Source organism: Ruegeria sp. AM5, assembly GCF_056540645.1.
This window is the reverse complement of sequence record NZ_JBQFXC010000005.1, coordinates 55199-68058: the sequence shown is the minus strand read 5'-3', so window position 1 is coordinate 68058 and position 12860 is coordinate 55199. Positions and strand designations below refer to the sequence as shown.

General features: G+C 55.0%; 13 protein-coding genes and 1 tRNA gene. 7 read left to right on the top strand and 7 right to left on the bottom strand.

Annotation, left to right across the window (positions count from 1 at the left end):
* The first annotated feature begins 47 nt into the window (after positions 1-47).
* On the top strand, positions 48-1073 hold the full coding sequence (locus tag ACR0AH_RS13720; RefSeq protein WP_480592357.1) for a helix-turn-helix domain-containing protein: 1026 nt from the start codon (positions 48-50) through the stop codon (positions 1071-1073).
* Positions 1074-1438: 365 nt separating this feature from the next.
* Here ACR0AH_RS13720 and ACR0AH_RS13715 read toward each other — a convergent pair whose 3' ends face one another.
* Complete coding sequence (locus ACR0AH_RS13715) at positions 1439-2878, bottom strand: IS1182 family transposase (RefSeq protein ID WP_480592496.1); 1440 nt, start codon at positions 2876-2878, stop codon at positions 1439-1441.
* A 227-nt stretch (positions 2879-3105) separates the two neighbouring features.
* On the opposite strand from ACR0AH_RS13715, the gene ACR0AH_RS13710 reads away from it, so the two are divergent.
* The 3 genes from ACR0AH_RS13710 (at position 3106) to ACR0AH_RS13700 (ending at position 5547) form a co-directional block, all read left to right on the top strand.
* Complete coding sequence (locus ACR0AH_RS13710) at positions 3106-3495, top strand: hypothetical protein (protein WP_170558232.1); 390 nt, start codon at positions 3106-3108, stop codon at positions 3493-3495.
* 230 nt (positions 3496-3725) lie between these two features.
* The gene (locus ACR0AH_RS13705) at positions 3726-5132 is read left to right on the top strand and encodes an AAA family ATPase (protein ID WP_480431037.1); all 1407 of its coding nucleotides are present in this window, start codon (positions 3726-3728) and stop codon (positions 5130-5132) included.
* 325 nt (positions 5133-5457) lie between these two features.
* A tRNA-Ser gene (locus tag ACR0AH_RS13700) sits at positions 5458-5547 on the top strand.
* 331 nt (positions 5548-5878) lie between these two features.
* Here ACR0AH_RS13700 and rplT read toward each other — a convergent pair.
* From rplT to pyk, 5 genes are all read right to left on the bottom strand, one after another.
* Positions 5879-6244, bottom strand: a complete 366-nt coding sequence (rplT, locus tag ACR0AH_RS13695; RefSeq protein WP_008756009.1) for a 50S ribosomal protein L20 — start codon at positions 6242-6244, stop codon at positions 5879-5881.
* A gap of 14 nt (positions 6245-6258) precedes the next feature.
* Entirely contained in the window at positions 6259-6459 is a 201-nt protein-coding gene (rpmI, locus tag ACR0AH_RS13690) for a 50S ribosomal protein L35 (protein WP_010443552.1), read from the bottom strand.
* A gap of 182 nt (positions 6460-6641) precedes the next feature.
* Positions 6642-8192 (bottom strand): alanine/glycine:cation symporter family protein, encoded by a 1551-nt coding sequence (locus ACR0AH_RS13685; RefSeq protein WP_170465878.1) that lies wholly within the window; start codon positions 8190-8192, stop codon positions 6642-6644.
* Between the two features lie 14 nt (positions 8193-8206).
* The gene (locus ACR0AH_RS13680) at positions 8207-8644 is read right to left on the bottom strand and encodes a universal stress protein (protein WP_170395586.1); all 438 of its coding nucleotides are present in this window, start codon (positions 8642-8644) and stop codon (positions 8207-8209) included.
* A 243-nt stretch (positions 8645-8887) separates the two neighbouring features.
* Positions 8888-10333 (bottom strand): pyruvate kinase, encoded by a 1446-nt coding sequence (gene pyk, locus ACR0AH_RS13675; protein WP_170395584.1) that lies wholly within the window; start codon positions 10331-10333, stop codon positions 8888-8890.
* A gap of 118 nt (positions 10334-10451) precedes the next feature.
* Here pyk and ACR0AH_RS13670 point away from each other — a divergent pair, with 118 nt between their 5' ends.
* The 3 genes from ACR0AH_RS13670 to ACR0AH_RS13660 all read left to right on the top strand — a co-directional run bounded on the left by ACR0AH_RS13670 (position 10452) and on the right by ACR0AH_RS13660 (position 11945).
* Positions 10452-11189: an N-formylglutamate amidohydrolase gene (locus ACR0AH_RS13670; RefSeq protein WP_480592355.1), complete on the top strand. Its 738-nt coding sequence runs from the start codon at positions 10452-10454 to the stop codon at positions 11187-11189.
* 87 nt (positions 11190-11276) lie between these two features.
* Positions 11277-11516: a DUF6868 family protein gene (locus ACR0AH_RS13665; RefSeq protein ID WP_170733528.1), complete on the top strand. Its 240-nt coding sequence runs from the start codon at positions 11277-11279 to the stop codon at positions 11514-11516.
* Positions 11517-11630: 114 nt separating this feature from the next.
* A complete protein-coding gene (locus ACR0AH_RS13660; RefSeq protein WP_170395578.1) occupies positions 11631-11945 on the top strand; it encodes a DUF1244 domain-containing protein in 315 nt (104 codons plus the stop codon).
* A gap of 45 nt (positions 11946-11990) precedes the next feature.
* On the opposite strand, the gene ACR0AH_RS13655 is transcribed toward ACR0AH_RS13660, so the two are convergent.
* Positions 11991-12851: a D-amino-acid transaminase gene (locus tag ACR0AH_RS13655; RefSeq protein WP_170395576.1), complete on the bottom strand. Its 861-nt coding sequence runs from the start codon at positions 12849-12851 to the stop codon at positions 11991-11993.
* Positions 12852-12860 lie beyond the last annotated feature (9 nt).

The window sequence follows — 12860 nt, the reverse complement described above, 5'->3', positions numbered from 1 at the left end:
GTGTTTTCTGTCTATCTGTCGTTAACTTCATGATATTTGAGGGCGACATGGACGCATTTGACCAAAACAAAAAGAAGGCGTTGCCGCTGGTTCGGGCATCGGTTGCTGCACCGGTGGTCGCTGCTTTGCGTGGCGCCGGTGTTGAACCAGCCTTCGTTCTGGACCCTCTTGGCGTGAGCGAAGTTCAGGTGATGGATCGCCAGAATTTCCTTCCACATGAGACGATTTATAAAATCCATCAAGCCGCTGCTGACGCAACTTCACCGGACTTCTGCGCGCAAGTTGGTCAATCAATCGACCTTGTTCGGTTTCTGCCTCTTGGTGACATGTTGGCCGAGGCGTTGACGTTGGGCGACTTCTTTACGCGCTACACTCAAGCCGTCTCGAAAGAATCCAACGCGGTCACACAATCGCTGCTTGTTGAAGGCGAGCACGCTTATTTCAGTGCCAAGCGGAACTTCAACATTTCGGTTTCGCCCGGACAGACCGATGCATTTCTGGCGAGCATCTGGGTATCATTGCTGCACCGGGTTCTGGATTTCAGGTGGGACCCGAGCCAGATCATTTTACGGGTCAGCGAACCTGACGTGCTACCTAGGCACTTTCATGGTGTTCAAGCCATCAAGTGTAGCCCAAAGGGTTTTTCTATCCGGTTTCCTTCACCCTGGCTGAGCCATCAATTGATCCCGGAAATATTGGAAAACCCATCGGACCTTCCTGTCACTGACCCTGACCTTGCGGCACCGCAAGATTTCCTGGCCGGGCTTCAGAGCCTGATCCGAACTCACCTTGGCGAGCCGGGATTTGGTGTAGACGAACTGGCACGCCTATGCGGTTTCCACCGGGAGACATTGAACAATCGGCTTGCTCCCTACGGGCAATCAGCCTCTCAGGTCATATCTGGCGTCAAACTGGAAGAAGCAAAGAAGCTGCTGGGTCCGGCAGGGAAGTCCGTTGGTGAGACCGCACTGCGGCTTGGTTACGCGGACTCCACAGCGTTTTCGAGGGCCTTCCGAAAATGGTCCGGAATGTCGCCTTCGGATTTTAAGAAAGCGGTAAAAGAACTGGGCTGAAAAACCGGCGCCAGTGCGGTCGCATGCTGCTCGCCGTCGTTTCTTCGGGTAAAGGATGAGAACACTGGCCGAATATATCCCAAATTGCGCGCACGTTGTGAAAATCTGGTCGAGCGCTTGCGACACCATTCACTCATGCCCGCTTCATGCTAAAAGCTAGAATTGCAAAGTCTTGGGTTGAATGTCCGGTTTGGGCTGAGGCTGTGTGGAAACCACTTTGGTTTTTTGGCTTCAAAGGATTTCTACTGGTTTCGTCTGGGGTTTTCGGTTTCTGGACCAATTTTGGGGCTTATCGAGTTGAAACGGGTTGGAAGCTGAGCTCTTACGGCGTTTCCCGCGGTGCAATCTGAACGGTTCGCCCCAGTTTAGGCCGGAATGGCGATCAGAAGCCCACGTACTCCGATCAGGGCGATCATCCGTTTGATGTTATAGGCGAGGACATGGAAGGCCATTTCGGTGCGGACTTTCTTCAGTCGCCGCATCCGGAAGTGCGTCGCCCCCATCCAGCTCTTGATTGTGCCGAATGGGTGCTCGACGGTCGAGCGGCGGAGGCCCATCAAGGCCGGATCGCGGCTCAAACGGTCGCGCATCTCGTCGACCAGATGCTCGTGCTCCCATCGGGTGATACGACGCTCCTTGCCGGTCGTGCAGCGCGCCTTGGCAGGGCAGGTCTGACAGGCGTTGGTCCAGTATCGCCGCATCACCAGACCACCTTCTTCGGTCGTGTAGCGGTAAGTCAGCGTCTCTCCTGCTGGGCATCGGTAAACATCTGCATCCGCGTCATAGGCAAAGTCGGCCTTCACATACCGACCCTTCTTGCGGTTGCCGGATGTCTCGGGTCGGGGGAGAATTGTGGTGATACCATCCTCGTGGCAAGCCAGAATTTCCCGGCCGCTGAAATAACCTTTGTCCGCCACCACGCTCATTTCATCGCGTCCGAGAGCGGCCTTCGCCGCCTTGGCCATCGGCGACAGTTGTTCACGGTCATGCCCAGCATTGATCACGTCATGTGTGACAATCAGATGGGTCTCGGTATCCACGGCGGACTGGGCGTTGTAGCCCACAAAACCGCTGCCTTTGGCGCTGGTGGCCATGGAGCGGGCATCCGGATCAGTCAGGGATATCTGTTTGTCCGGGCTCGTTCTGAGCGCCTCGCCCATGTCCACCAAGCGCTCGATCTCCTGCCGGATGCGCTCGCAGCGTTGCGCCAGATTGGCAATCTTCTCGGCTCGGGCCTCGCCTTCTTCCTGACGTTCGATCCGGACCATTTCATCAAGGTAGCGCTCGATGCTCGCAACCAGATGGGCGGTGCGGCTGGCGATCTTGCCTTTGGTGAAGTTCTTGTCTCGGTTGTTGTCCGCCTTGAACTTGGAGCCGTCGATGGCGACACAATCCCCCTTCAGCACCCCGATCCGGCGACAGAGTTCGACGAACTGCGCACAGGTCCGCCGAATGGCGGGGCCGTTATCGCGGCGAAAATCGGCGATTGTCTTGTGGTCCGGGGCCAACCGCCCCGTCAGCCACATCACCTCAACATTGCGACCAGCCTCCCGCTCCAGCGCACGGCTGGAGGGCACGCGGTTCAGATAGCCGTAGATGAAGAGCTTCAACAGGACCGAGGGGTGATACCCTGGTCGCCCTGTCCGCGCCGGTGCTGTCCGCAGGAAACCGATCTCCTCAAGATCGATCTCGTCAACAAAGAGGTCAATAACGCGAACCGGATTATCCTCGTCGATCCAATCTTCAAGCCGATCCGGAAAAAGCGTCGTCTGACCTCGCTCCGCCCCCTCGATATATCCCGACATACCCGCCTCCAGCCTTTGCCGAAAAGCATACAGCATCCGGAGTTTCCACACAGCCTCGGCTGGGAGCAGTCGTTAGACGGATTTCGCACCAAAGTCAGCTAAGGGCCGTCAGTTCTTGCAACTTCGTCGCCGGAAACTAACACGTTTGGCCCATCGACCCTATTGCTCTATGCGTTCTCCCGCTCATTTTCCTGATTATTTCCAAGGACAATTAAAAGGAGAAGCAGATGACCTACCTGACGATGACAGAAGCCAAGCTAGAAAGTGGAACAACCAAGAACCCGATATTGAAGGCGATCAAGAGGGGTTCCGTTCGCGCCTACAAAAATGACCTGGGACACTGGCAAATTGATCCGAGAACGTTTGCCGACTGGCTGGCATTCAGGGCACAGCCCTTTGAGTGTCACTCATCACCAAACGCCCATCATGTGGGATGCTGTCACGAAAGTTCGGTGAGATCCAGGATGAAGGCAAAAGTGGACCATTTATCCGCTATAGAGTGCAAAAACTGGGCTTACTTCCACTCGGCGCCATGTGATGCCCGGCAGGATGTCCTGAACGTAATCTTCGGGATACGGCAGCAAAGAGATCTACTGTCAGAGCTCCTAAATACATGAATGTTACGTATTTCTTCCAGGCTGTATTGAGAATGCCGGCAAGGAAGATTAGATTTAATCTATGAACAGCATTCTTGGCCCCTCCTCCAGCGTTATACGGGCTCTCTCACATCTGCCCTCTTGAGAGAAGCTGTTGAATGCTTGGCGACTGTTCCACATTCCGACAAGTCATATACCGCTGAATTTAGCCGCTCTCTCAAGCCAATAAACTTTGCCTTGACGAGATTAGAATGCGATTTACCGACAAAAAGCCACCCGCCAAACCCTCATCCAACGACACGCAAGCAAACGAAATCTGCCCGGTCGTGAGCGAGACCCTAGACGAATGGGCAAATGCTGGAAACCTTGCAAAGAGCCAACTTTTGAATTGGCTTTCAGCCCTAGAATTCAATGATCTTGCAGAGTTAAAGAGCGCCATTCTGGCTAGTTCCGAGCTTTGGGAACTGCAAGCGGCTTGCCTCAAGTCCGCTCGCAAAGAAGCACCCTGGGCTTTCGAGGAATCCGCCAAGTATCACGACGAATGGGCAAGTTTTCGGAGCGAGCCTGGTTCGAAGTACATGGCAAACTGGATTGCAGCATTCAATGATGTCGAAGCTTTCCGGAATGCGGGGAAGGCTTGCTTGAAATTTCTCCCGATTTCGGTGCTTCAATCGGCCATCACAGACCGCTCGCCAAAGAATGACGAAGAGGCCCTCATGATCGCAGCGGAGAAACTGCATCTGAGAGGTCTTGAGAGGGCTGCAAAGAAACGGAGGAAACAGGAAGCTAGGTATGCGCTGCAACCCCTCTCAGAACTGCCCAAAACCATCGAGAGAGCAGCTAAAGAAGGTGGAGTGCTGGATGCCTTTCGTCCCAAACATTTCTACATCCTGACTAGGCAAAACTTGGAAAACCTCACAAGCTTGAAGACTCGGTTTCCCAACGCCGAAGCAGCAATTGGCTTGGTGTATGATCAGCTCTATCGGCACTGGCAGTTTGGAAATGATCGGTTGCAAATGCGGCCTATCATCCTCGCCGGCGAACCCGGCGTTGGAAAAACCAGATTGTGCCGTGAGATCGCAGAGGCCTTGAATATTGACGTGACTATCAGAAGCGTTGCGGGTCATGCTGACGCAAACATTTTTGGTGTAAGCGCCGGCTGGTCAACTGCAATGCCCAGTGTCATTACAAAGGCGGTTTGCAGTGCAGGAGCGCTCAACCCGCTCATCATGATCGACGAGTTGGACAAAGCGTTGCCAAGCCACAATGGAAGTGTTTGGGCAGAACTTCTCGGGCTCCTCGAAAATACAGAAGCTCAGACGTTCTACGAACGCTTTCTGGCCACAAACGTGAATGCGTCCCACATCTGTTGGCTGTTCACAGCAAACGACTTGAGCAAGCTTCCTCGACCATTGGTGAGCCGTTGTCTGGTCGTTCGTGTCGACGGTCCCAGCATTGAACAGGTTCCTAGTATCATTCAAAGCCTGAAAGCTGACTATGCGCAGGAACTGGGGATTGACGCGCGCATGTTTGGGATGACTCTGGATGACCATGACTGGTTGTTGAACACATGGCCCGAACATCAATCTATCCGCGTTCTTTCAGAACTTTTGAGAAATTTGATTGACAGATCTCAGACTCTAATTGCCTCGGTCTAAAAGGCAGAAAGTGTGTCGACACACATCCGTCGCAGATGGGGTAAATAAGGAACAGTCTGAGATATCCTGTGCGGGTCATCTACGAACAACCAACAGAGAAGGAGACCTGATTGACCGCTGGACATGCTGGTCAGTGGAATATGGCTGCGTAGACAGAAGCGAAGAACAAAACTTGAATATTTGTTGCCAAAATCTTGCCTCTTACGTGCGCGCAATCACGCTTTGTTCTGCTTGGTTTGCACTTTCTGCGGCATTCCCACAAAATTCAATCTCCCATCGTTTTTAGCCTTGTGGGCATGGTGAATAGGGTTGTATACGCGTCGACGGAGACGTGGCCGAGTGGTCGAAGGCGCTCCCCTGCTAAGGGAGTAGGCGGGAAACCGTCTCGAGGGTTCGAATCCCTTCGTCTCCGCCACCCATACCGGGAATCACCTGCGATGCCCGCCATGGTCTGAACGATCTCATAAAATCATCCCACTGAATTCACGACATTTCACGGGCGTTGCACACTACCATTTCTCAAGGCGGATTGGATCGGTCGCATCAACCATTGCACCCTGATGCAGGAGCTTGTTGCGTTGTCTGCAGTACAATTCAGCCCAGGATGTTGGAGGCGGTGAGATATTTATCTTCATCGCCCTAGAGAGCTCAATTTGGCAACCTGGCGCAATCGACACCCGTTACGGATTCAAAAAAAGGCCGTCCCAACTGGGACGGCCTTTCATTCACTGTCTCTCGAAAGAGGTTCAGGCAGCCAGCGCGGCCTGTGCTTTGGCGACGATCGCGCCGAACGCTTCCGGTTCGTGCACTGCCAAGTCGGCCAGAACTTTGCGGTCCACTTCGATACCGGCCAAGTTCAGGCCGTTAATGAAGCGGGAATATGTCAGTGCCTCGTCATGCGAACGGACAGCGGCGTTGATACGCTGGATCCACAGCGCGCGGAAGTTGCGCTTGCGGTTCTTGCGGTCGCGGGTTGCGTACTGGTTGGCCTTGTCTACGGCCTGACGGGCAACCTTGAAGGTGCTCTTGCGGCGGCCATAGTAACCTTTGGCAGCCTTGATGACCTTCTTGTGACGGGCGTGAGTTACGGTTCCACCTTTAACGCGGGACATCTCTTAATCTCCTCTTAGCGGTCGTAGGGCATGTAGCCCTTGACGATCTTGGCGTCGGGGGCGGACAGGGTGGTGTTGCCACGGGCGTCGCGGATGAATTTCTTGGTCCGCTTGATCATGCCGTGCCGTTTGCCGGCCTGGCCAGCAAGGACCTTACCGGTCGCAGTCACCTTAAAGCGCTTTTTGGCGCTCGACTTTGTCTTCATCTTAGGCATTTCCGTCTCCTTTCGGGGTTCGGTTTCAGACGCGACTCGGCATGCCATCTCGGCCGGTCACGCGATCAGAAGCGCCGTTTACGCAAGTTCGGTCATACTGGCAAGGGGGTTTGGGCCAGAATCTGCGCTTTTTGCAGGCTGGCTAGGCACCGGGGCGACGCGCGCCGCCCCGGAGGTTTGGATTAATGTTCGAATTTGCGGATTTCACCGCTCTTCAAACGCTCTGCATAAGATGCCAGTTCCTGACGTACCACTTTCATCAGGAAGTAGAGCGCGAAGACGTTCACAACCGCCATGGCAAAGATCGCCGCATCCGAGAAGTCGATAACGGGGCCAAGGTTAGCCGCTGCACCGATGACTACGAAGATGCAGAAGATGACCTTGAACACCAGTTCCTTGGTGTGACCCTCACCGAACAGGTAGGTCCAGGCCTTGAGGCCGTAGTAGGACCAGCTGATCATGGTCGAGAAGGCAAACAGAACTACTGCGATTGCCAAAACGTAAGGGAACCAACTGAACGCGCTGCCAAAGGCGGCTGAAGTCAGGCTGACACCCGAGTTTCCGTCAACCGTTGCGATGGCATTACCGGCTTCGTTCAGCATATAGTTTCCGGTCTCCGGATCGACGATCAGCTGCTGGGTGATGATGATCACCAACGCGGTCATGGTACAGATTACGACCGTATCAATGAACGGCTCCAGCAGCGACACGAACCCTTCGGTGATCGGTTCTTTGGTGCGAACCGCCGAGTGGGCAATCGCCGCAGAACCAACGCCCGCTTCGTTCGAGAACGCCGCACGCCGGAAGCCCTGGATCAATGCGCCGACCATACCGCCAGCGACACCAAGACCGGTGAACGCTCCCGCGAAGATTTGGCCAAAGGCCCAACCGATCTGATCCGCGTTCATCAGGATGATCACCAGAGCCGCGGCCACATACATCACGCCCATGAAAGGAACGACTTTCTCAGTCACGCGCGCGATGGATTTTAGGCCGCCCACGATCACTGCAAAGACGATGCCTGCAAAGACCAGGCCAGTGATCCAGCCCGGGTAATCTCCGACGATGCCTGCGATCTGCTGATGCGCCTGATTGGCCTGGAACATATTGCCCCCACCAAGCGCGCCAAGGATGCAGAAGATCGAGAACAGAACGGCCAGAATTTTGCCGCCCGGCAGGCCCAGTTCGTTGAACCCTTTCGACATATAATACATTGGGCCACCAGAAACGGTGCCGTCATCATATTCGTTGCGGTACTTTACACCCAGCGTACATTCGGTGAATTTCGACGCCATGCCCAACAGGCCTGCGACAATCATCCAGAAAGTTGCACCTGGCCCGCCGATACCGACGGCGACCGCAACACCAGCAATATTACCGAGGCCAACGGTACCGGACAGCGCCGTTGCCAGCGCCTGAAAGTGGCTAACTTCACCCGCATCATTGGGATCAGAATAGTCACCTTTCACAAGGCTGATCGCATGACCGAAGAAACGCAATTGTACAAAGGCAAAATAAAGCGTGAAGACGGTCGCGGCGATCACCAGCCAACCCACGATCCAAGGGAACCCGGTGCCCGGAAACGGGGCAAAAATAAAGCTGACGAAAGGCCCGGTGAAATCAGCAAAGGCCTGGTTGATTTTATCGTCCAACCCGACCGCCTCCTGTGCGGCAGTGGGGCTCGCAACCAGAGCGGCAAGTGCTGCCAGACTCAGTTTGTTCTGAATATTCATCATAATCTCTCCCCTCAGTTCACGACCGTAACCGGAACATCGGCGTGCATGACAAGGTTCTGGGTCGAACTGCCAAACAGGCGTTTTTTGAACCCATCTGCCGAGGCCCGACCCACAACGATCTGGGAGCCACCGTTTTCAACCGTGATTGCATTCAGCGTTTCCGCCACATCTCCGTGACGGACGATGCCGCGCGCCTCGAATCCTGCAGCCTTCAACGCTTCAACCGCTGGCTCGATGATCCGTGACGTAGCTAACGCAACCTCTTCTTCGCGCCGTTTGTGGCGTAGGGCGTTCTCTTCTGGTGTCTGGAATGTGAAAGGAGACCATTCGATGACGTAAACCGCCAGAAGCTCGCATGAACCGATACGCCCGGCCAAGTCTTTGGCAAAGGCGATCGCGCGTTCTCCGGTTTCTGTCCCGTCCAGTCCTATGACAATTTTCGTTGTCATGCCGTTCCTCCGTTATTGTTGCTTTGGCCGGGGCCCTCGCCCCCGGCAGGGCAGCCGGAACCTGGAACTTGCTTGAGTAGACCGCCCTAAGGGCAAGTATCCCGAAAAAACACGCAAAAACAGAGAGATTATTGCTGGATACAACCCTCAAACTTCTAAGACACTGTAAATAAATATTATTATATGCCCAAATATTAGGCATACGCTTGGTATCAAACTGAAATTAGTAGTGGTGATCCGGGCTTAGCCCGGATCAGTGTTGTAGATCAGCCGTTCATCACAAGGGGCGATACGTAAGATGTTGGTGGTGCCAGGAACATTGAAAGGGACGCCGGCGGTGACCACAATCTGATCAGTCTCAGCGGCGAAACCACCCGAACGGGCGGCGCGAGCGGCGCTGACGACCGCACCTTTGAACCGCTCTTGTTCAGGGGTTAAGACGCAATGACAACCCCAGCTCAGGCAAAGCCTGCGGGCGGTGCCGGTGGCGGGGGTCATCGCGATGATAGGCACACCGGGACGCTCACGGGCGGTGAGCAAGGCGGTGGTCCCGCTTTGAGTGAAGCAGCAGATGGCTTTGATGTCAGTCTTTTCGGCAATCTCGCGTGCCGCAGCCACGATCCCGTCCGCGATGGTCGTACCCTTGGCGGTACGCGACGCGGCAATAATCTGTGTATAAGTCGGGTCGGCTTCAACTTCGATGGCAACTTTGTTCATCGTCTGAACCGCCTCGATGGGATAAGAACCCGCAGCCGATTCCGCACTGAGCATGATTGCGTCGGTGCCTTCATAGATGGCGGTGGCCACGTCCGAAACCTCGGCCCTTGTGGGCATCGGGCTTTCGATCATGCTTTCCAGCATCTGGGTTGCGACAATCACGGGCTTCGCGGCTGTACGGCATTTACGCACCAGACGTTTCTGGATCGGGGGGACTGCCGAAACAGGCAGTTCGACGCCCAGATCACCCCGCGCAACCATGATCCCGTCTGAGGCGTCAAGGATATCGTCAAAAGCTTCGACCGCAGCAGGTTTTTCGATCTTGGACAAGATCGATGCTCGGCCATCCGCCAGTGCGCGCGCCTCGAACACATCCTTGGCACGCTGAACGAAGCTCAGCGCCAACCAGTCCACACCCAGTTGACAGACAAATTCCAGATCGTCGCGATCCTTTGCCGACAGCGCTGCCAATGGCAGCACCACGTCAGGCACGTTCACACCCTTGCGGTTCGAGATCGTGCCGCCGACTTCAACGGTACAATGTGCAAAATCCTGTCCGCAATCCTGCACGATCAGACGAATCTTTCCGTCATTGACCAGCAGGCGCGCACCTGGCTCCAATGCGGCAAAAATTTCGGGATGTGGCAGGCAGACCCGGGTGATATCCCCGGCTGCCGGATCAAGATCCAGACGGAATGCGGCGCCCTCCTCCAGTTCTTCCGCATCATTTGCAAACACGCCAACGCGCAGCTTTGGCCCCTGCAGATCGGCCAGAATCGCGATCGGGCTTTCCAGATCCTTTTCGATCTGCCGGATTATACGGTGCCTCTCGCGAATCTCATCGTGGCTGCCATGGCTCATGTTCAGCCGGAATACATCGGCCCCAGCCTCATGCAGCGCTCGGATGGTGTCATAGTCATTGGACGCCGGTCCCAGCGTCGCCACGATTTTCACATTTCTCAGGCGTCGCATTGATCAGACTCTCCTCAAACGCGTAAATGTTACCGCAAACATTGCTCAGGCTGCTTATTGCGCAATTCCCTTTCCAACGCAACTGTCCTACACCTGCGACAAACAAGATGACAGGCTCATGACATACTCTCCGTTTTTTGTTCACGGCGCGGATCGCTCGTCGCGTTGGCTGATTACCTGTGACCATGCAACCAACATGGTGCCGCCCGGAATCAGCGGCGGAGACCTGGGTCTGCCACGCGAGGATATGGAACGCCATATCGCATATGACGTCGGCGCCTACGAGGTTTCAAAACATCTGGGTGAGGTTCTGAACGCCCCTGTAATCGCAGCCAACTTCTCGCGCCTCGTGATTGACCCCAACCGGGGCGAGGACGATCCAACGCTGCTGATGAAGCTCTATGACGGTTCGATCATTCCTGGTAACCGCCACGCAGATGCGACCGAGCGTGAGCGTCGTCTAAATATGTGTTACCGGCCCTATCACGATGCGCTGGCGCAGCTTGCGGCCCTGCCGCATGCGGTCATCATCTCGATGCATTCCTTTACGCGCCAGCTCCGTGGCCGCGATCCTCGGCCGTGGCACATCGGCGTCTTGCACACACCGGATGAGCGGTTCTCGCGCCCGCTGATCAACCGGTTGAACGCCGAGGATGATCTGTGCGTTGGGGTAAATGAACCCTATACAGGTGTGCTACCCGGCGATGCGATCGACAAGCATTGCAGCAGTTTCGGCCGTCCTAATGCACTGATCGAACTGCGTAATGATCTGATTGCGGATCATGACGGGCAACGCAGCTGGGCCGAACGATTGGCCGTTATTCTGCAGGATGCACTGAACGATAGCGGACTATGACGTAAGGTCACTTCATGCCGCTTCCGATCCTCGAAATATTGTGAGCCAATATACTGACACCCATATATTAAGGGAAAGGAGACGACCATGACTCAGGAATTCCTGACTACTGTCTTCGGCTGGATGACCGCCCTTAACATCGCTGTTTTGTTGTTCAGCACACTTATGATCCTCATCATGCAGGACTGGATTGCAGGCGTGCATGGCAGAATGTTCCAAATGGAGCGGGCCGACGTAAAGAGGGTCTATTTCAGATATCTTGCGAACTACAAAATCCTGACAATCATTTTTTGCCTTGTGCCGTGGTTGGCCCTCAAACTGGCATAAAGCATCCAAACCTGACGTTCCAAGGGGCCTTAGGGCCTCTACTGTTCGTTGTAACATGGCCCACGGATTGCTAGGTCAGGTCCAGAACGCAAGACAATCATTCGGAGCCCGACAATGGACAAGCAAACCGAAATCGAACTTCAGGCCGCAGCGTTTCGCCGTTTGCAGCAGCATCTGATGCAGGATCGCACCGACGTACAGAACATCGATATGATGAATCTGACCGGGTTCTGCCGCAATTGCCTGTCGCGCTGGTATCAGGAAGCCGCCAATGCCAAGGGCATCGACATGGACAAAAACGAAGCGCGCGAGATTTTCTATGGCATGACCATGGATGAGTGGAAGGCCAACTACCAGACCGAAGCGAACGCCGAGAAACAAGCCGCCTTCAAGGTCGCGTTTGAAGAGAACGTCACGAAAAAAGGCTGACGCCCCGAAAACGAAAAATGCCCGCCGTTTTGGCGGGCCTTTGCTTTAGATTGCGGCCTTTCGGCTTTCGTCCAGATAGATCTCGCGAAGGCGTTTGGCAATCGGGCCCGGCGTGCCATCACCCAGTGCCACGCCGTCAATCTCAACCACCGGCATGACAAAAGCGCTGGCCGAAGTGGTGAAGGCCTCATCCGCCTCTTTCGCCTCATCGATGGTGAACAGGCGCTCCTCAATCTCCATCTGCGCCTCGGCGGCCATGCGCAGAACCGCCTTGCGGGTGATGCCGTGCAGAATGTCGTTGGACAGCGGGCGGGTGACGATCTTGCCGTTCTTGACGAAATAGGCGTTGTTGCTGGTGCCTTCGGTGACATAGCCATCTTCAACCAGCCAGGCATCGTCACAGCCAGCCGCTTTCGCCATCATCTTGCCCATGGACGGATACAGCAGTTGCACGGTTTTGATATCGCGGCGGCCCCAACGGATGTCATCGATCGAAATGACCTTGGCCCCTTTCTTCGACGCGGGGCTGTCGGCCAGACCTGGCTTATTCTGCGTGAACAAAACCAGCGTAGGCTTGGTATCCGCTGACGGAAACACAAAATCCCGGTCGCCGTCACTGCCGCGCGAAACCTGTAGATAGATCAGACCCTCTTCGATGTCGTTCAGCTCGACCAGTTTGCGATGGATTTCCAGAAGTTCTTCTTTGCTGCAGGGTTCAGCCATCTGTAACTCGTCCAGCGAGCGTTTCAGCCGCACCGCGTGGCCTTCGAAATCGACCAGCTTACCATCCAGCACACTGGTTACTTCATAGACGGCGTCTGCAAACAGGAAACCTCGATCAAAGATCGAGACGCTTGCCTCGGTTTCAGGCAGGTATTCGCCATTCACATAAACGGTGCGGGTCATGTTCTTCTC